General features: G+C 40.5%; 17 protein-coding genes and 2 pseudogenes. 14 read left to right on the plus strand and 5 right to left on the minus strand.

Annotation, left to right across the window (positions count from 1 at the left end):
* Positions 1-2 precede the first annotated feature (2 nt).
* On the minus strand, positions 3-1,721 hold the full coding sequence (locus ACFQ0V_RS00340) for a globin-coupled sensor protein (protein WP_381008593.1): 1,719 nt from the start codon (positions 1,719-1,721) through the stop codon (positions 3-5).
* Positions 1,722-1,985: 264 nt separating this feature from the next.
* Between ACFQ0V_RS00340 and ACFQ0V_RS00345 the strand changes: the two genes are divergently transcribed.
* Positions 1,986-2,819 carry an undecaprenyl-diphosphate phosphatase gene (locus ACFQ0V_RS00345; RefSeq protein ID WP_381008595.1) on the plus strand — a complete coding sequence of 278 codons (834 nt, stop codon included), beginning with the start codon at positions 1,986-1,988 and terminating at the stop codon, positions 2,817-2,819.
* A gap of 130 nt (positions 2,820-2,949) precedes the next feature.
* On the opposite strand, the pseudogene ACFQ0V_RS00350 reads toward ACFQ0V_RS00345, so the two are convergent.
* Both ACFQ0V_RS00350 and ACFQ0V_RS00355 read right to left on the minus strand, forming a co-directional pair.
* Positions 2,950-3,063 (minus strand): annotated as a pseudogene (locus ACFQ0V_RS00350) (Fe-Mn family superoxide dismutase); the annotation flags it as partial.
* 331 nt (positions 3,064-3,394) lie between these two features.
* Positions 3,395-3,859 (minus strand): annotated as a pseudogene (locus ACFQ0V_RS00355) (superoxide dismutase); the annotation flags it as partial.
* 197 nt (positions 3,860-4,056) lie between these two features.
* On the opposite strand from ACFQ0V_RS00355, the gene ACFQ0V_RS00360 reads away from it, so the two are divergent.
* From ACFQ0V_RS00360 to ACFQ0V_RS00415, 12 genes are all read left to right on the plus strand, one after another.
* Positions 4,057-4,287 (plus strand): glutaredoxin family protein, encoded by a 231-nt coding sequence (locus ACFQ0V_RS00360; RefSeq protein WP_381008597.1) that lies wholly within the window; start codon positions 4,057-4,059, stop codon positions 4,285-4,287.
* Positions 4,280-4,444 carry a hypothetical protein gene (locus tag ACFQ0V_RS00365; protein WP_381008599.1) on the plus strand — a complete coding sequence of 55 codons (165 nt, stop codon included), beginning with the start codon at positions 4,280-4,282 and terminating at the stop codon, positions 4,442-4,444. Before ACFQ0V_RS00360 ends, ACFQ0V_RS00365 begins: the two co-directional genes overlap by 8 nt.
* An 84-nt stretch (positions 4,445-4,528) precedes the next feature.
* The gene (locus ACFQ0V_RS00370) at positions 4,529-5,206 is read left to right on the plus strand and encodes a response regulator transcription factor (protein WP_381008807.1); all 678 of its coding nucleotides are present in this window, start codon (positions 4,529-4,531) and stop codon (positions 5,204-5,206) included.
* A gap of 6 nt (positions 5,207-5,212) precedes the next feature.
* A complete protein-coding gene (locus tag ACFQ0V_RS00375; RefSeq protein ID WP_381008600.1) occupies positions 5,213-6,238 on the plus strand; it encodes a sensor histidine kinase in 1,026 nt (341 codons plus the stop codon).
* Positions 6,239-6,347: 109 nt separating this feature from the next.
* The gene (locus tag ACFQ0V_RS00380) at positions 6,348-7,121 is read left to right on the plus strand and encodes an ABC transporter ATP-binding protein (RefSeq protein WP_381008602.1); all 774 of its coding nucleotides are present in this window, start codon (positions 6,348-6,350) and stop codon (positions 7,119-7,121) included.
* Complete coding sequence (locus ACFQ0V_RS00385) at positions 7,108-9,021, plus strand: ABC transporter permease (RefSeq protein WP_381008604.1); 1,914 nt, start codon at positions 7,108-7,110, stop codon at positions 9,019-9,021. The genes ACFQ0V_RS00380 and ACFQ0V_RS00385 overlap by 14 nt, the downstream gene beginning before the upstream one ends.
* 16 nt (positions 9,022-9,037) lie before the next feature.
* The gene (locus tag ACFQ0V_RS00390; RefSeq protein ID WP_381008606.1) at positions 9,038-10,180 is read left to right on the plus strand and encodes a VanZ family protein; all 1,143 of its coding nucleotides are present in this window, start codon (positions 9,038-9,040) and stop codon (positions 10,178-10,180) included.
* On the plus strand, positions 10,177-10,542 hold the full coding sequence (locus tag ACFQ0V_RS00395) for a YxeA family protein (protein WP_381008608.1): 366 nt from the start codon (positions 10,177-10,179) through the stop codon (positions 10,540-10,542). The genes ACFQ0V_RS00390 and ACFQ0V_RS00395 overlap by 4 nt, the downstream gene beginning before the upstream one ends.
* A gap of 408 nt (positions 10,543-10,950) precedes the next feature.
* Entirely contained in the window at positions 10,951-13,182 is a 2,232-nt protein-coding gene (locus ACFQ0V_RS00400) for a ribonucleoside-diphosphate reductase subunit alpha (protein WP_381008610.1), read from the plus strand.
* Complete coding sequence (locus tag ACFQ0V_RS00405; RefSeq protein ID WP_381008612.1) at positions 13,167-13,637, plus strand: flavodoxin; 471 nt, start codon at positions 13,167-13,169, stop codon at positions 13,635-13,637. Before ACFQ0V_RS00400 ends, ACFQ0V_RS00405 begins: the two co-directional genes overlap by 16 nt.
* Positions 13,638-13,675: 38 nt before the next feature.
* Positions 13,676-14,719 carry a ribonucleotide-diphosphate reductase subunit beta gene (locus ACFQ0V_RS00410; protein ID WP_381008809.1) on the plus strand — a complete coding sequence of 348 codons (1,044 nt, stop codon included), beginning with the start codon at positions 13,676-13,678 and terminating at the stop codon, positions 14,717-14,719.
* A 104-nt stretch (positions 14,720-14,823) separates the two neighbouring features.
* Positions 14,824-15,789 (plus strand): 2-hydroxyacid dehydrogenase, encoded by a 966-nt coding sequence (locus ACFQ0V_RS00415; protein ID WP_381008614.1) that lies wholly within the window; start codon positions 14,824-14,826, stop codon positions 15,787-15,789.
* Positions 15,790-15,937: 148 nt separating this feature from the next.
* Here ACFQ0V_RS00415 and ACFQ0V_RS00420 read toward each other — a convergent pair whose 3' ends face one another.
* Positions 15,938-17,386 (minus strand): DHA2 family efflux MFS transporter permease subunit, encoded by a 1,449-nt coding sequence (locus tag ACFQ0V_RS00420; RefSeq protein WP_381008616.1) that lies wholly within the window; start codon positions 17,384-17,386, stop codon positions 15,938-15,940.
* 173 nt (positions 17,387-17,559) lie between these two features.
* Here ACFQ0V_RS00420 and ACFQ0V_RS00425 point away from each other — a divergent pair, with 173 nt between their 5' ends.
* Complete coding sequence (locus ACFQ0V_RS00425) at positions 17,560-18,441, plus strand: TetR/AcrR family transcriptional regulator (RefSeq protein WP_381008618.1); 882 nt, start codon at positions 17,560-17,562, stop codon at positions 18,439-18,441.
* Positions 18,442-18,486: 45 nt separating this feature from the next.
* Here ACFQ0V_RS00425 and ACFQ0V_RS00430 read toward each other — a convergent pair whose 3' ends face one another.
* On the minus strand, positions 18,487-20,115 hold the full coding sequence (locus ACFQ0V_RS00430; protein WP_381008620.1) for an EAL domain-containing protein: 1,629 nt from the start codon (positions 20,113-20,115) through the stop codon (positions 18,487-18,489).
* Between the last annotated feature and the right edge of the window lie 73 nt (positions 20,116-20,188).

The raw sequence follows: 20,188 nt of genomic DNA on the forward strand, positions 1-20,188 counted from the left end.
GTTTATTTTTGTTCGCTGCGGATATAGTCGATTAACTCGTCGAGTAAATGGAGTACTTCGTTTGAAGCTGTTTCGATGCGTTGTAATGCTTTTTCGGCTTGAGGAATATTTCCAGCACGGAATTCAGTTGCAGCTTTACGAGCGCATTCATGAACATCCGCATGATGCTCATCTAAATCACGATACGCTTGTAAGTGGCCGAGACGTTCTTTCGTATAAGGTGTGAAATACCATTTTCCGAGGCGACAATCTTTATGTCCAGCGATTTCATTCGGATTGACGTCTTCCAAACCGAGGAACATGTTGTAAATTTTCCATTTCCATAAAATATGATCGGCTTTTGATAATTGTAATAAAGCTTCAGATGATAAATAAACGTTATTTTCATCGATTACTTTCGTGCGGAAGTCATTAATCGCTAAACTTAAGTCATAAATCGCTTCAGATGTACTGTTGCCGTAATCACGAATATCTTCTTGGAGGTGCGTCATCTCCACCATTCGATTCGACACTTCGTCGATTGAAGCTGCTTGTTGTTCCGAAATCGCTGCTGTATTAGTAACATCGACATTAATATCTTCAATCGCTTCGACGATCGCAGTTAATAAAGGAAGAGATTCTTTCGCTTCGTCTGTTGCTTTCGATATAATTGTCGTCGTTTCTTGAATGGAGTTTGAAACGTTATTTGAATAAGATTTCAAATGTTTCACGTTATTTGATACTTCATCTAAAGCAGAAACTGTATTTTCTGCTAAGTTGCGAACTTCTTGAGCAACAACGGCAAAACCACGGCCATGTTCTCCTGCTCGGGCCGCTTCAATTGAAGCGTTAAGTGCTAGTAAATTCGTTTGAGCAGCAATTTCATTAATTAACGTCACGACATTTTCGATATCGTTCACACGCTTTTGTAACTCAGCAAAAGTATCGACAATAGAACCGAAAGTTTCTTCAGTTTTAAAAATTTCGTCTAAAGTATTTTCAATCGTTTGTTTGCTATTGATAGCGTACTCTACAGAATCTGCTGTTTTTTCAGAAATTCTTGTGGAAGACTCGGCCACTTCAACAATGGAAGCTGTAATTTGTTCTGTCGCTGCTGTAGATGATTGAATCTCGTCCGATTGTTTATCCAAATTGAAAATTAAATCTTTCATGAACATAATTTTCGCGTTTTTATCGACGAGCACTGAAATGTCTGCGACGACGTTGTTGACGACGCGTTCTTGGAATGCATTGACTAAAATTTGCTGATCGATGTTGACCGCTGATTGGAATGATTGCAACATTGTTAATGCACGTTTCGGTCGCATTCCAAGATGATGTAAAATGTGCGTACAAACATAGAAAGAGAATTGGTTAAAGACGACAATCGTTTCACCTGCTTCAAATTTATATCGATGTAAGCTTGTAAAAAAGGCTAGAATACGTCCAAAATAAGCGTCATCACGCTCAGCGTTGAAGAAGTTATGCACATAATCCTCGATTGCCGAAGTCGGGATTAAACGAGCTGCTTGTGGATTAATTTCATTGAAGAAACGTTCAAACAGTTGAACGAGATTTGGGCGCTCACCTGCAATACGCTCGTATAGGTCTTTAAGTTCATTCAAATTTTGTAAAGTGAAAGAATTGTAGTGTAAAATCTTTTGAAATCGACTCTGTAGATCTTGGTCTGTACCGCGCTCAAACAGTTGCTCGATATCTAATTTTGGTCTAAGTGAACTCATGTCATCCAGCTCCTATTATCATGATGTATAATAATAATAGTATACCCTTATATGGAAAATTAGCAACTAAAACTACATCTTAAGATATGTATATATAAATAGGAAGAAACTAAAAATACCTATCCCTTTTGAAAGACATATAAAGTGTGGAACTATTTTTATAAATCGCATTTTAATGAATTGACGTAGATGAGCGTTGCACTTCAAAAAGAGATTTAGTACAGTGAGAATAGCAGAAAAAATATTAGGAAAAGAGCGTACATTATGTCTATCGAATGGATTCAAATTTTAAAAGCAATTATTTTAGGTCTTGTGGAAGGGTTGACGGAATTTGCGCCTGTGTCCTCGACAGGACATTTAATTATCGTGGATGAAATGTGGTTGAAATCAGAGGAATTTCTCGGAGAATATTCAGCGAACACATTTAAAATTGTCATTCAACTCGGTTCGATACTTGCAGTAGTTGTCATCTTTTGGAAACGTTTATTCAGTTTGATCGGTTTGTATAATGAAGGCGATCAAAAGATGAGTGAACGATTTAACTTATTGCATGTCATTATCGGCATGTTACCTGCTGTCGTCATCGGCTTTGCGTTAAAAGATTTTATCGATGACAATCTTTTCGGAATTGAAACGGTCATTTATGCACTCGTCGCAGGGGCGATTTTAATGTTAGCAGCCGATAAGTTCGGATCGAAAAATCCCCCCGTACAAAGCTTAGATCAAATTTCATATCGCCAAGCGTTCGCTGTCGGTCTCGTGCAATGTTTATCGTTATGGCCAGGGTTTTCACGTTCAGGTGCGACGATTTCAGGAGGGGTTCTTCTCGGGATGAATCACCGTACAGCAGCCGACTTTACATTTATTATGGCTGTGCCGATTATGGCGGGAGCGAGTCTCGTCTCCGTATTGAAAAACTGGGAACATATGTCGATGGACCATTTAGGATTTTACATCGCTGGTTTCATGAGTGCTTTCGTGTTCTCATTACTTGCGATTCGTTTCTTCTTACAGTTAATTTCAAAAGTAAAATTAAAACCTTTCGCGATTTATCGTATCGTTTTAGCGGCTGTACTCGCATGGATCGTTTGGTTTTAATAGTGGATGTCCGAGTGAATATGCTCGGACATTTTTTTAGCAAAAAAAGATCCTTGCGGCCGCCACCGCAAGGATATCAAAAATGTAGGATATTTATAACGTGAATCATAAGGGGAGGTAATGAGCGTTGTTAGCGTCGTTGCGCTTTGAGTAAACGTTCATTGACGACGTCCCAATTGACCGTATTCCACCAATTGGTTACGAACTCAGGACGACGATTTTGGTACTTTAACGACTTTCCGAAAGAAGTCTCCCATCCTCAAGGAGTGTGAAGGTGCGAATAGCACCAATGAGTAGGTGGGAGATGAATTTCGGTTGGCTTTAGCCAAAGAATTTGGTAAAATATAGACATAATGTTCTTTGACAACTGGATATATGGAGTTGCATACGGAAATAAGAGCGAAAACCAAGCCCCTCGTATGCGTAAAATATCCAAGGTACTAAAAACATTGCGTATCAGTAGGGTTGGAATGCCCCGAATTCACGCTCGTGGAGAACACATAAGACTTGCTTGCAAGCTATGTTCGTGGAAGCGAGAAGCCCCCACTTCAAACGAAGTTAAGTGGTGGGTAGTTCACAGGAGTATCTTGATTCGCAGTGCTCATCACTTCGAGTTCTCCTTCTTTGTTTAAGACGAGCCAACCATATCCGCTTCCAAATCGGCTAACTGCCGCAGTTGAAAGCAAGTCTTGGAACTGATCAAACGTATTGAAGCGACGTTCGATTGCAGTTTTAATATCGGCTGTCGGTTCGCCCCCACCATTCGGGCTCATCGACTCCCAGAACAACGTATGGCAATAATGGCCACCACCATTATTTTGAACTGCCGTACGAATATCTTCTGGCACAGCTTGTAAGTCAGATAAGATTTGTTCAATCGACTGACTCTTCAGCTGTTCGTTATTTTCAATCGCAGCGTTTAAATTGTTGACATACGTTGCGTGGTGCTTACCGTGGTGAATCTCTAAAGTCCGTGCATCAATGTACGGGTCTAGCGCATCTACTGCATACGGTAAGTCCGGCAATGTGAATGTTGACAATGAAGGTCACCTCCAATTCCATTATTAGAAACTTTCTTGAGTACAACAAAGTTTCCTTAGTACAACAATAATTGATATTGATTCAAAATGCAACTATTTTGAGGCGAAAAGATAAAAAAGATGAGCAAATCGATTGAAATTATACGTATAGGGGTATAAAATGAAGTTAGAAAATGACATAAAGGAGCGGATTTTATATGAAAGCAACAGTATATACGACATCAACATGCCCATACTGCACGATGTTAACGAACTATTTAGATGAGCAAGGGATCGCATACGATGAAGTGAACGTTCAAATGGATCCAGCAGCAGGTCAACGTCTCGTCGCAACGACAGGACAAATGGGCGTTCCACAAACTGAAATTAACGGTCGTTGGGTTATCGGATTTGATCCAGAAGGAATTCAAGCGGCAATTCGTGGCTAATATGAAACGCAAAATTTTTTGTACGTCTTGTAAAGTGAAAAAGACGGATTCGATTGAAGAACTAGAAAGCAAAATGTACCCGAAGTTTTGTATCGGACATATTGCGCTCATCGCGACAGGAATTTTCCTCGTCGGATTTGAATTGTTCGTTAAATAGAAAGCTGTTCAGGGATTATTCTCTGAACAGCTTTTTTTGGTTGAATCGAGTAAACTAAAGAAAAAGGAGAGACGAATGATGGATATGTCTATTTTTATCGTGGAAGATGATGAAGCGATTTATATGAATTTAAAAGAGCGATTAGAAAGTTGGGCATTTCAAGTGAGCGGTCCATCCGATTTCCATCATGTGATGGATGACTTTTATGAAGCGGAGCCTCAAATTGTGTTGCTCGACATTCAATTGCCTGCATTTGACGGTTTTCATTGGTGTCGTGAAATTCGCGCCGTTTCGAAAGTGCCAATCATTTTTTTATCATCACGAGATCATCCGATGGACATGGTGATGGCGATGCAAATGGGAGCGGATGATTACGTTCAGAAGCCATTTAATATGGACGTTCTCGTTGCGAAAATACAAGCGCTCGTCCGCCGAACGTATTCTTACGGAGATGAACCTTCTGATGTGATGGAATGGAACGGTGCTTATTTGCAAATGAAAAAAGGTACTTTGCAAAAGGACGATATCGAAATCGAATTGACGAAAAATGAGTTTTTCATTTTAGCAGCGCTCGTCGAAGCGAAAGATACGATTTTATCACGCGATGATTTAATTCGAAAATTGTGGGATGACGAACGGTTCGTCAATGACAATACATTGACGGTCAACGTGAACCGGTTGCGTCAAAAATTAGCAGACGTCGAGTTGGACACCTACATCGTCACGAAAAAAGGACTCGGCTATATGGCAGAAACGAAGTGATCAGACATGATGACGATTTGGAAATATGTGTACGACAAACGAATGTGGATCATTTTTCAATTGATCGTATTAATTTTATTAAACGTCTTATTTTTCGTCGACAATGCGATCATTTTGCATCGGGATGCGCTCATTTATATGAATGTGTTATATGTCGCATTCGGAATCGGTTTTCTCGTCTGGCGATACCGAATGGAAAAGCCGTATTATAAAGCGCTCATTGAAATTGTCCAAGATCCAGCGATCGATGTATTAGCTCAACTGCCTTCGCCTGATACATATGAACAGCAACTGACGCATCAGTTTGTCGAAGCGCTCGTGAAGCAATATCAACAAACATTGTCAGAAACGAAACGAGCGTACTTAGACCAAACGGAATTTATCCATGCTTGGGTGCATGAAGTGAAGGCGCCGCTCACCGCGATGAAGTTGACGCTCGATGCGAATCGTCACGACCCGGAAATGCGAAAGGTCGCGGCGGACTGGACACGCATCCATTTACTCATCGATGAGCATTTACATTTGTCGCGCTTATCTTCATTAGACCGCGATTACTTAGTGCAACAAGTGGAAGCAGAATCGCTCATCATTCAAGAAGTGAAAACATTATCGAGCTGGTGTTTGGAAAAAAATATCGCAGTGGAGATTGACGGAAGTAACCCATCGATTTTGACAGATGAAAAATGGGCACGCTTCGTCCTACGTCAACTATTGACGAATGCGGTGAAATATAGCCCAGAAGGCAGCGTCATTACGATTGAATCAGGTGTCGAGGATGACATTCCGTACATCTCGATTCAAGATGAAGGAAGAGGAATTGCAGCACAAGATTTGCCGCGTATTTTCGACAAAGGGTTCACCGGGCAGACGGGACGAAAACAAAATGCGGCTACAGGAATTGGTTTATACATTGCGCACATGATCGGTGAAAAAATCAACATTACGATCCATATTGATTCTACAGTTGATGTCGGAACGACGGCGACTTTATCATTTTCTAAACCTAATCATTACGATTCGCTCACAACGTGACAAAAATGTCACGTTGTGAGCTTTTTTGTTAGATGAATCGAACGATTTTCAATAGAAAGGTCGATATACTGAACGTAATGATAAGTTTTTCGGAAAGGACGATAAAGAAATGACTGAAACAATCGTATTGCAATCAACAAATGTACGTAAAGTGTATGGCACACGTCAAAATATGCAAGAAGTATTAAAAGGAATTGACTTAAAAGTACGTGAAGGAGAGTTTGTCGGGATTATGGGACCTTCTGGAGCGGGGAAAACGACTTTATTGAACGTTCTCGCTACAATCGACCGTGCGTCAGAAGGGTCGATTCGTATCGCAGGGACAGAAATTGCGACGATGCGTGACCGCGAACTTTCGACGTTCCGACGTGAACAACTCGGATTTATTTTCCAAGATTATAATTTATTAGATACATTAACAGCGAAAGAAAATATTTTACTTCCTATTTCATTAAGTAAAGTGTCAAAACAAGAAGCGGAATCACGTTTCACAAGTATTGCGGACATTCTCGGCATTACGGAGCTTGCGGATAAATATCCTCATCAATTATCAGGAGGACAAAAGCAAAGAACAGCAGCAGCGCGAGCGCTCATTAACAATCCATCGATGATTTTTGCGGATGAACCGACGGGAGCACTCGATTCGAAATCAGCTTCTTCTTTGCTGGAGACGTTAGAACGTGTGAACCGTGAAAATGAAGTGACGATTATGATGGTGACGCACGACCCACTCGCTTCAAGCTATTGTAGCCGTGTCGTCTTTTTACGCGACGGGCAAATTTATTCAGAATTGTACCGGGGAGAGGAGACGCGCCAACAATTTTTCCAAGAAATTTTAAAAGTGCAAGCGATGCTTGGAGGTGAGACGGTTGACTCTATTTGATCTCGTCTTGCGCAATATGAAGAAAAATGTGAAACATTACTATTTATATTTCTTCGCGCTCATTTTTAGTGTTGCTCTTTATTTTGTTTTTGCTTCTTTACAATTTGATACAACAGTAGCGGAACGTACAGCTTTGTCTAGCAGTATGACATCAGGTTTTAAAGCAGCGAATATTTTACTCATTATCATCGCTGGAATCTTTATTATTTATGCAAATTCTATTTTCTTAACGCGACGCAGTAAAGAAATCGGTTTGTATCAATTGATCGGTTTAACAAAAAATGCGGTCGCTAAAATGCTCATTATTGAAAATGTCCTATTAAGTTTCGGCGCTTTGATCGTCGGAATTATAACAGGTACGGTCGTATCACGCCTATTTTTACTGTTATTGTTGAAAGTAGTGGGAATACAAGAAACGGTTCAACTTCAATTTTCGATGGATGCTTTAAAGAGCACTTTGCTCGTCTTTACCATTATCATTGTCATTACATCGATTCAAATGATTCGAAAAGTGTATAAAAAGACATTGATTCAACTATTTAAAGCGGATCAAGCAACGGAAATTGTGAAAGAGCCAAAAGGATTTATTACGGCCATTCTCGCAATTGGTGGTATTAGCTTAATTGTTTTCGGATATTGGTTAAGTGGGAATATGATGAATCAATATTTACTGTTCAATATGTTGCTCGTTTTATTCAGTACGATATTCGGTTCTTATTTAGTGTTCCGTGTATCGATCGGTTGGGTTCTCGGACGCATTCGCAAAATGAAAAAAGGGCATATGTCTTTAAAAGATAGTTTATCGATTGCGCCGCTCATGCATCGGATGAAAGGGAATGCGCAGTCACTTACCATTATTACAACATTGTCTGCGATGGCGATGACGATGATCGCGATTTCGTATTCTTTGTTTTATTCTAACGAAGAAGTGACACGTCAATTGTTGCCGAATGACTTTCAGTTTTCTGAAGAGCCGAATAGCTTTACAGCATCTGTTGAGCATTTGAAACTGTTTGAGCAACGTTTAACAGCAGCGCAAATCGATTATGAAATAGCAACTGTTCATGCTTATCCGATTGAGTTGTCTTTGAAGGAAGCAGCAGTGAATGAAATGGTGCGAGAAGATTTGACCGCGCACGTCGTTTCTTCTGAAGAATTGAGCTACCTCGGTTACGATCGAAAAGATGATGATGCCACGCTCCATTACAGCATGTTGTACTGGGCGTTTAAAGATACGAAAATGCCAGTGGATGTGAAGTTAAGCGATGGAGAGAAGTTAGTGATTAATGAATTTTCAGGAGATAATATTTTCAACTTAACTTCATTTGAAGCGAATTTAGTCGTTTCTCCTGAGCAGTACGAACAATTGAAACACTACCAAAGTGGGGAAGCTAGCCCTGTCCGTTATGCGATGGAGGTGCCGGATAAGCAATTGGAAGAAGCTCAACGCCTATTTGAAGAAGTTGTAGAAGATGAAATGCTCAGCAGCTCTACCTATTATGAAAAATATCAAAGCATGCGCCAAAGTAGCGGATTAATGATTTTTATTGCAGGGTTTTTAGGACTTGTCTTTTTGATTTCGACGGGAAGTATTTTATACTTTAAGCAGATGACCGAAGCTGAGCAAGAAAAGCAAAGCTACAAAACATTGCGTCAACTCGGCTTTAGTACCCAAGAATTATTGAGTGGTATTCGTCGTAAACAATTATTTGTCTTCGGCTTACCTTTATTGATCGGATTACTGCATTCATGGTTTGCAGTGCAATCGGCAAATATTATCTTTATGACCGATGTGACGATTCCGACTCTAATTGCGATGGCAGTCTACTCGCTCATTTATTTATCGTTTGCTGTATTGACGATGGGGTATTATAAAAAAGTAGTGAAACAATCGATGTAAGAGAGGATGAAGTGGAATGAGTGCATACGTGACGCCAATTGTATCGGCGATGCTCGTTTTCGCAGCGATTGCGATGCTCGTAACCGTACCGTGGGCTATTTATCAATATCGAAAATATGGCTATTACAGCTTTTGGAAGTCATTTATGCTCGCCACTTTCATTTTTTACAGTTTGAGCGCCTTCTTCCTCGTCATTTTGCCCTTACCAGAGTCGCGTGTGAACTGCGCAGAGCGTTTGCCACTTAATCATTATATGCAGACGACGCCGTTTCAATTTATAACAGATATTCAGCGTGAGGCGACGATTCAGTGGTCGTCTCTCGCTTCTTATAAACAATTAGCGAAAACACCTGCTTTTTATCAATTAATTTTCAACATATTGTTACTCTTGCCACTCGGTGTATATATTCGATATATGTGGAAACAGAAACGTAACATTTGGAAAGCGTTCGTCCTCGGATTTTCTGTCTCGCTCTTTTTTGAAGTGACACAGTTGACGGGACTGTACGGATTTTATACGTGCCCGTACCGATTGTTTGATGTCGATGATTTAATGGCGAATACGACAGGAGCTGTGCTCGGTTTCATTTTAGCGCCACTCTTTTTAATGTTCATTCCATCGAAGTCGTCGTTACAAATACGTGATGCGGCGATGTCTGAAAAGCGTGAAGCGACAAGAGGGGCGGAATTGTTAGCACTTTTCTTCGATATTATTGCTGCACAAGTAATCGCAGGAATAATTGCTGCTTTCGGCAATCAACAATGGTTTGAACAACAACTATTATTTTTCATCACATTATTTGTGATGATCGTCCTCGTCCCACTTGTAAGTCGTGGGCGGACTCTCGGTGCTCGTATAGTGAACATTCGTTACGAAACGATTCAACATACGCTCGGACTTAGCTTAGTGAAGCGTTATATTGCGATTATGCTACCGTACATGCTAGGAATGATTTCGTCGATGACTGATGCGGCAGTGCCGAACGAAACAGGATGGACACTCATCTTTTTAATTGCGATCAATTTCCTTTCTGTTTTCGTCAATGTGACGATTATTCTTCATATCGTAACACGTCTCATACGCCGCACGAAGCCGTTTTACTTTGATCATTACAGCGGCACAATCGCTTTGAAAAAAGAAAGGAAGACGAACGAATGAAAAAAATAGGAATAATTTTAACGATTGCTGTTTTATTGCTTTTAAGTGTTTTATTTTACTTTTTACGCGGAACGAATTTAAATCGTTTTGGAGCGGAGCATTATTATATTCAAATTACGACGGACGGTGAAAGTGAAGTTACGGTAATTGACACAGGTGAAAAGATGGAACGTTTTAGTTACCAGTTACCAGCTTATAATGAGCAAGGCGACATGAAAGAAATGACGTTCACAAGTCATAAAAACTTGCGTCGTGACGCTTATTTAAAATTGTTTTATAAAGAGTCAAAAGGGGTCACCTCTTACGAAGAAGTACAAGAAAATGACATTCCAGAAAAAGCACTAGAGCAATTAAAAAAGTAAAATGAGAAAGAATGACTAAATTGCAAGAACGTCTTTGGCGAACTTGCAATTTTTTGTTCGTTTAAACAAAAAGACGAGCGTAAAAAAAAATAGGTGGTATAATAGAGTTTGCACTAGAAAGAACGAGAACTGTTGTTCTTTTTTACGCATAGGAAAAACGGCTAAATACGCCTAATTGTACTCCTAAAATTTAAAATTAGTATTTTGTGTAGCTTGCAAAAATCGAGTTACTCTTCTACAATGAAAAAAGAATAAAACACAATATATCGTGGTATGTTTCGAAGTTGACATACTATATCTTGTGTTTCAGTGAAAAGAGCTTACTTTTGATTACTTACAAAAATGGCTTTTTTTTAATTGAAAAGGCTGGTTTTGTAAGTAATTTAACTTCAAGAAATTTCAGGAGGAATGACGATGACAACGATGACAGAAAGACCTGTAATTCAAGCGATTTTAGAAGATGCAATCGCACGTTATGGACAAGAAAAGGTGCAAGAATTATTGGATGCGAGTGAGCGTTGGTTAACGCGTTACCCAGAGCGTTCGGACTCGGAGTGGGCAGATGCGATGGTACTTGACGTATTGAGCTTTATCGATGAGACAGCACCACATTGGACATTTGTTGCTTCACGTATTTATGCGATTAAAATTTATGCGGATCAAAAGCGTAAACGTGGTGTCGAGGTGTATACAGACTTCGCACAAAACGTCCAAAAGCTTGTTGATGCAGGTCTCTACACTCCTGTGCTCGTCGAGAAATACACGGCGGAAGAGTTAGAAGAAGCGGGTACGTTTATCGAAAAAGAGCGCGATGAATTATTTACGTATATCGGGTTAAAAACATTTGTCGATCGTTACGTCGCAGTTGATTATTCGAAAGAACCTGTAGAATTGCCTCAAGAGCGTTGGTTAGTGATCGCTTTAACATTGATGCAAGATGAAGCGAAAGAACGTCGTATGGAGTACGTGCGTGAAGCATACTGGGCGATGAGCAGCTTGTACATGACGGTCGCAACACCGACATTAGCGAACGCCGGAAAAACACACGGTCAATTGTCATCATGCTTTATCGATACGGTAGATGATTCATTGCAAGGCATTTACGACTCGAATACGGACGTTGCGAACTTATCGAAGTTCGGTGGCGGTATCGGTGTTTACATGGGGAAAGTACGTGCGCGTGGTTCAGCAATTCGTGGCTTTAAAGGCGCATCATCAGGCGTTCTTCCTTGGATTAAACAATTGAACAACACAGCGGTATCGGTCGACCAGCTCGGTCAACGTCAAGGAGCGATCGCTGTTTATTTAGACGTGTGGCATCGCGATATTTCAACATTCCTCGACTTAAAGTTGAACAACGGGGATGAGCGTTTACGCGCACATGACATTTTCACAGGTGTTTGTATTCCAGACGTCTTCATGGAAGCGGTAGAAGCGCGTGGAGAATGGCATTTATTCGACCCGCACGAAGTTCGCGAAGTGATGGGCTTCTCTTTAGAAGACTTTTACGATGAGAAGCGTGGAGAAGGTTCATTCCGTGAAAAGTACGCAGCATGTGTAGCGAACGAAGAGTTGTCACGTGAAACAGTCCAAGCGATTGACATTATGAAGCGCGTCATGCGTTCACAACTCGAAACAGGTACACCATTCATGTTCTACCGTGACGAAGTGAACCGTGCAAACCCGAACAAACATGAAGGCATTATTTATTCTTCTAACCTTTGTACAGAAATTGCGCAAAACATGAGTCCGACAACGTTCGAGACGATGGAATTAGAAGATGATGTCATCGTTACACGCAAAAAGCCAGGCGATTTCGTCGTTTGTAACTTGTCATCAATTAACTTAGGAAAAGCAGTTCCAGCAGACATTTTAGAACGCTTAATTCCAATTCAAGTTCGCATGTTGGACAATGTCATCGACTTAAATAAAATTCCAGTATTGCAGGCGCGTCGTACGAATGAGCGCTACCGTGGAATCGGTCTCGGCACATTCGGTTGGCACCATTTGCTCGCATTGAAAGGTGTGCAATGGGAGTCGGATGAAGCGGTTGAATATGCGGATGAACTTTATGAAAAAATCGCGTACTTAACGATTGACGCATCATCGAAATTAGCGGAAGAAAAAGGAGCATATCCTTTATTTGAAGGTTCTGATTGGGAAACAGGGGAATACTTCGAACGTCGTCAGTACGAGTCGGATGAGTGGAACGAGCTCCGTGCGAAAGTGAAAGAGCGCGGTATGCGTAACGGTTATTTAATGGCTGTTGCACCGAACTCATCAACGTCTGTGATTGCAGGATCAACAGCGTCGATTGACCCGATTTTCCAACCGTTCTTCCACGAAGAGAAGAAAAACTACCGCTTACCAGTAATCGCACCTGATTTAGATCACAATACGTACGACGTATACCGTCGTTCAGCATATATCGTCGATCAACGTTGGAGCGTGAAGCAAAACGCAGCACGTCAACGTCACATTGACCAAGCGATTTCATTTAATATTTACGTGCCGAATACGATTCGTGCTTCTGTCTTATTAGGACTCCACTTACAAGCTTGGGATTCAGGAATGAAATCAACATATTACACTCGTTCGACAGCGTCGAATATCGAGGAGTGTGAATGGTGTCATTCTTAATTGCCTACATGTCGTGGAGTGGCAATACGAGAGAAGTAGCAGAGTTAATCCGACGTCAATTGAACGAGGCTTCCATTGACGTCACTCTGTATCGAATCGGTTCGAATGCCCCGATTCCTGATGTGACTGCATACGATGCATTTATGCTCGGTTGCTTCACATGGGGAAAGGGAGATACACCTGTAAAAGTGAAAAAATTTATCGCGCAAGTCGGATTTAAACCCGACCTCGTCTACATTTTCGGAACAGGAGATACACAGTTTGGAGGCGATGATTTATTTTGCCATGCGGCGACGAAATTGGCGAAGTTTTATCATTCTCCACTCCCTCCTTTACGCATCGAACAAAGTCCGAGGGGACATCAAGAGCAGTTCGTTGAAGAATGGACAGAGCGCGTCATTCAACACTTTTACAATTTGAAAAGAGACGACAAAGCCTATGGGCCTACAGTTTAGGCAATAGGCTTTTTTTCTATAAAAAATAAAGGAGAATGATTATGACGACAATGTTAACGAAGGCAAAAGTGTTAGAGCCGATGGAGCCGAACCGTGCAACGAAATTATTCGGTGGTGAAGCGAGCGGTATTTTGAACTGGAATGACATTAAATATCCTCACTTTTATGAAATTCGAGAAGAAATTCGTGCGCAATTTTGGATTGCGGCAGAAGTGGATATGACACCGGACGTGAAACAGTTTGCGACATTGACAGCTGCAGAACAAGACGCTTATTTAAAAATTATCGGTTTATTAGCGACGCTCGATGCGCCACAAACAGATCTTGCGGCAAAACTAGCAGATTTCACTACCGATCCTTCTGTAAAATCAATTATGGCAACGGTTGCGGATCAAGAAAGTGAACATAACCATTCGTACGCTTACGTATTGTCGAGTGTGACGGACTTAAACGGTCAAATCGAAGCGTTCGAAATGGGACGCCGTGACCCTGTTTTATTAAAGCGTAACGAGCGTATTGTAGAAATTTATAATGAATTTGCGGAAACGCCGACGATTGAAACAGCGTTAAAAGCGATGGTGTACACATCTTTATTAGAAGGGATGTACTTCTACAGTGCGTTCGCATACTTCTACAACTTAGCTCGCCATAACAAAATGGTGGCGACGAGTACGATGATCAGTTTCATTAACCGTGACGAATTACAGCATGCGCGTTTCATTAGTGAATTGTTCCGTGCAACACTTGCCGAAAACCCTGAATACAATAACGAACAGTTCATCGAGTGGGTGTATGACCAATACCGCCACAACGTCGAGATGGAGAAAGAATGGGCGACATACGTCTTGTCGGACGTTGAAGGAATCGAAATGGAAGATATGATCGGTTATATTAAATATCGTGCGAACAAAATGTTACGCATGATGGGCTTATCTGAAATTTATGAAGATTATTATGACAATCCGATGAAATGGATTCGCGCTTATGTCGATAACTTCGATGGCGTAAAAACAGACTTCTTCGAACAAAAATCACGTCAATATACGAAAACATCAGATTTAAATGGATTTGATGATTTATAATTTACAAAAGTGTAGCGCATCGCTACACTTTTGTAGTTTTTGTGTTAGAAATGTGAGAGACTAAAGAGGAGATTACAATATCGTTGGAAGGGGTTTGGATTATTATGAAATCAATCATTTATGTAACACGCCAATTAGATGAATCGATCGTTGCGCCACTTCGTGAAAATCATGAAGTGATTCAATGTGACATTCACAATATTACAGGTACACCAATCGAGGAAGCGCTTCAATACGGGGACCGTGTCGTCGCACTTTGGACAGCACTGAGTGACCAAGTGACGAGCGAAGTGATGGATGCGCTCCCGAACTTGAAAGTTGTAGCGAATATGGCGGTAGGATATAACAATATCGATATCGCAGCGGCGAATGAGCGTGGCATCACAGTGACAAATACACCAGGCGTACTTTCTGATACGACAGCAGACCTCGCATTCGGCTTATTAATGTCGACAGCACGACGATTACCACAGGCAGAAAAATCACTTCGTGCAGGCGAGTGGAGCACGTGGGAACCATTCGGTTATGCAGGAATGGATATTCATGGAGCTTCGATTGGAATTATCGGAATGGGACGTATCGGAGAAGCTTTAGCACGTCGTGCATACGGATTTGATATGGACATTTCTTATCATAACCGTACACGCAAAGAAGAAGCGGAGAAAAAATACGATTTAACATATCGTTCATTGGAAGATTTATTAAAGACTTGTCAATTTATCGCAATCTTTGCACCACTTACAGAAGAGACGAACGGTCTTCTCGGGCGCGAAGAGCTTGCATTATTACGTCCAGATGCGATTGTCATTAATGCAGCGCGCGGAGAAATTATTGATGAAGATGCATTGTATGACGTATTAAAAGAAGGAAAAATCTTCGGTGCAGGTCTCGACGTTTACTCACAAGAACCGATTGACCCGAACCATAAATTATTAACATTGCCAAACGTCGTCGCTTTACCACATATCGGTAGTGCGTCAATCGCAACGCGTACGAAAATGGCAGAAATGAACGTAGAAGCAATTCTCGCAGTATTGAACGGCGAAACACCAGAAAATATCGTACAATAATTTAAATAAGAGCATCGAACAAAAATAAGGCCTTTTCTATTCGTTTTCGAATGGAAAAGGCCTTATTTCTTTGTGTATATGTTACTCTTTTTCATTGAATTGATGCCGTGCCTACAGAAAGCATCCAACGACTTCAAAGAGAAGAGTTTTAAGAGGTTGGAACACGTTTCACAAATAATGTGAGGAGTAGTGCGAGCGCCGCGATGACGGTCGATAAGAAGAACGTATGATTAATTCCACTTAATGTTGCTTCTTGTGCGATTTGGAACATCATTTGAGAAGCTTCAGTCGGATCGCTCGGCATCGTCGCTGCACTTTGGAGTTCTGCCATTTTTGTTTGTGTATGTTTCGTCGTAATCGTTAGTAAAATAGCTGAACCGATCGCGCCGGACACTTGTTGTAACGTATTGTTAATGGCTGTACCATGTGGATTCGATTCCATCGGCAATTGGTTCAACCCGTTCGTCATAATCGGCATCATGACCATCGACATACCGAACATGCGCGCTGTATAGACGGCCATAATGTAGTAGTAACCGTCGTCGAAGCCGAGTCGACTTAATAAAAACGTCGTGAAGACAGTAATTGTTAAACCGGTTAAAGCTAAAGCTTTCGGTCCGTATTTATCGAATAGTTTTCCGGTAATGGGAGACATAATTCCCATCACAATCGCTCCCGGCAACATGAGAATACCAGATTCAAAAGGAGAAATACCTCGAATGTTTTGAACGTATAGTGGCGTTAAAATCATTGCAGAGAACATCGAAACCGAAATGACGACTGAAATGACGGACGCTAAAGCGAACATCGGGTAACGATAAATGCGTAAATCGAGTAAAGGCTCTTTCATGCGCAATTGGCGAATGATAAAAATCGTGAGCGCAATCGTACCGACTGCAATCGTTCCGTACACAGACCAATGTGTCCAACCATTTTCACCCGCTGCACTAAATCCGTACAAAATTCCCCCGAACCCGATGGAAGATAAAAGAAGAGAGAAAATATCGAGATGGACAGGTCGTGTATCCATCACATTTTTTAATTTGAAAATCGCGACGAGTAAAATGAAAAACGCGAAAGGTAAAACGATACCGAACAATGTGCGCCATGAGTAATGTTCGATAACCCATCCCGACAATGTCGGTCCGATCGCTGGCGCTGTGATCATAACGAGTCCGAATACTCCCATCGCACTTCCGCGTTTTTCAATAGGGAAGGTGACGAGCATAATATTCATTAAGAGGGGCATCATCAGTGCAGAACCGGTCGCTTGAAGCATACGCCCAGCGACGAGCAATAAGAAGCTCGGCGCAACCATCGCGAGTGCTGTACCGGCTGTAAAAAAGGCCATCGCACTAATAAATAAAGCGCGGTTCGTAAAACGTTGAACAAAAAAAGCACTCGCAGGAATTAAAATTCCGTTCACGAGCATAAATCCTGTCGTTAACCATTGTGCTGTAGAAATTTCGACAGAGAATTCTTCCATAATCGTTGGGATAGCAATGTTTAATAATGTATTATTTAAAAAAGCAATGAATGCTCCGAAGAACAAAATTGCGATCATCCCATAAGGAATGGGTTTTTGTTGATCTTTCATAAAGAACCTCCGAAACTATAGTCTATTATTTATACTCTAAGTTCACTTAGAACATTCTACCGAGTTTAAATGGACAATTCAACAAAAATGAACTGTCACTTATCAAAATTGGACAAACAGTCTAAATTCGATTAAATTAAATGAAAGAAATGGTGGAAGAGAGAAGGGAAACTATGAAAGATCGGAAACGACATGTGTTACGTGTTGCACAAAGGCTATTTATTGAGCAAGGTTTTCCCGCAACATCGATCCAACACATATTAGATGAAGCGAATATTTCGAAAGGGACGTTTTATAACTATTTCAAATCAAAAGATGATTGTTTAAAAGCTATTCTTCAAAAGTCATATGAAGAAGCAGTAATGTTGCGAAGTGAATTGTTAACCGAGCAAAATAAAAAAAATCCAGCAATTTTTGCCGAACAAGTCGCATTACGTCTCGTCATTAATCGAGAAGACAACCTACTTCCTCTATATGAAGCAGTCTTTTATTCAGGGAATCGCGAGCTCATGTCATTTTTAGAAGAGCATTTTAAAGAAGAACTATTATGGATTGCGGAGCGTTTAATCGATTTACATGGAGAAGAGATTCGTCCATATGCACCCGATTTGTCCATTATGTTCACGGGCATGATTCAACAATATTTGAACTTTTCAAGACCGCACAATTATGAAGTGATTGATGCGCGAGCGCTAGTCTCCTATTTAGTAAACATCATTGACTATATCGCTACTCCTATGGTTCGGGACGAGTACGCATTTGTCGGGAGTTCGATTTTTCAACGCTTTGATATCCCAACATCTGAGGTAACAGTGACGTCGGAAGAGTTGATTGAGGAACTAGAACAGTTTCAACAAGAATGCCTCGATCTAAGTAAGATGCAATTGGAATACTTCTCCTTTTTAATAGAAGAATTACAAAGAACACCATTACGTCCTACTTTACTTAATACGATTTTAAGAGAGTTTCGAGCGAGTTTTATGAATACACGGTGGGAGTCAGAAGCGAAAGTGTTGAGTACGATGATTTGGAAGTACATCGCGCAAGAAAAATAATAGACAAAAAGAGCACATTCGAATATTTCGAATGTGCTCTTCATATTAAAATGCTTCAGGTTGAGCGATGTAATAGCCTTGAACTGCATCAATGCCGAGATTTTTTAACATTTTAAATTGCCCTTCTTGTTCAACACCTTCAGCGACGACATGAATGTCGAGTGAGTGACAAAGTCGAATGAGACCTTCTACTAGCTTTGTCGTTTGTGGATGAGTGACGAGCGATTGAATGTATGATTTATCAATTTTAACGATTGAAATTGGTAATGTTTGCAAAAATCGGAAAGACGCATAACCTGTCCCGAAATCGTCAAGCGCAAATGTAATCCCGAGCTGTTGTAATTGCTGCATTTGTCGCGTAATCGACTGCTGTTCCTCTGCTTGGAAAGCAAATTTTTCTGTAATTTCGATTTGAATTGCATTCGCTGGACAGTCGTATTCATTTAAAATAGATTGCAGTGTCACACTATGATTATCTTTCATAAATTCACGGATCGATGAATTAATCGCCACTTGAAAATTCGGCTCTTCCTTTATCCGTTCAGCAGCAAACTGGGCGACCGTTCGGAATAAAAAATCCCCAATTTCATGGATGAGCCCACTTTCTTCAGAAATAGGAATGAGTTCATACGGCTTTACTTCTCCGAGAACTTCGTCATTCCAACGAATGAGTGCTTCATACACATTTCTTTCTCCTGTCTTTAAATTGAGTTGTGGTTGATAAACGACAGATAACTCTCCATTTTGAATCGCTAACGGTAAACGTTCATTAATTAAAGCGTGGCGATCGATTTTTTTATGTTGTTCTGTCGTTAAAGATAAAATATCGCCACCTCCGGACCGTATAATCGATTGTGTCGCTTCGCGTGCAGCGAGTAATAATCGCTCATACGTTTGTTGGTCTTCTGGGAACTTTGCGATGCCACCGCTCACTGTTAATTTGATTTGAGAGTGTTCGATATGAATCGGTTGTTGTTCTAAGAAGTTCATAAAACTTTGGATAAACCAGTCAGCATGAGGTGTTAAAATGACGAACTCGTATTTATTAATTCGTGCAATCGGACTATCTTGGAAAAATCGTTGTAAACGATTTGCAAATTGTTGAATAATTTGCAAGTCTAACTTCGCTTTATTATCTTGATCATCAAAAATATAATAATCTAAATTTAAATGGACGAATGAGAAATGAAGATTTTCTTTAATGCGATCTGTCGTTAACATTTCGAGTTTATATCGACTCATTAAACCTGTTTCGAAATCGATAAAAGCGATGCGCTCTAATTTTTCTTGTAACTCCATATCTTCAGTCACATCTAATTGTAAAAATAATACTTCATGTAATCGATCTTCTTCAAAAATAGGGGTAGCTAACATTTTGACATAGTAAGATTTCCCTTTCCTACTCATTTTCTTCACTTGGCCAAAATAATTGCGATTCGCTTGTACTGTTTTCCAAATGAGGTCGACATTTTGTTGGTCTTCTTCAGAGGGATCAAACATTTGCCAAATTGATTTCCCGAGTACTCGCTTTGGCGTCCATTCACTCACTTGAAGAAAATTTTGATTCGTATACGTAATAAAACCTTCAGCATCGGTCTTAACTACCATGACGTATTCATCTAGACTATCCATTAAACAGGAAAAGTATAGCTCTGATTTAGTTGTTTCCTTCATAATAAATAACTCCTTTAATCTCTTTTCTCTCTGCACTCTAACTAATATACTATTATATGCGATTACTATAATA

This window comes from Savagea faecisuis (genome assembly GCF_042675605.1).
Lineage (GTDB): Bacteria > Bacillota > Bacilli > Bacillales_A > Planococcaceae > Savagea > Savagea faecisuis.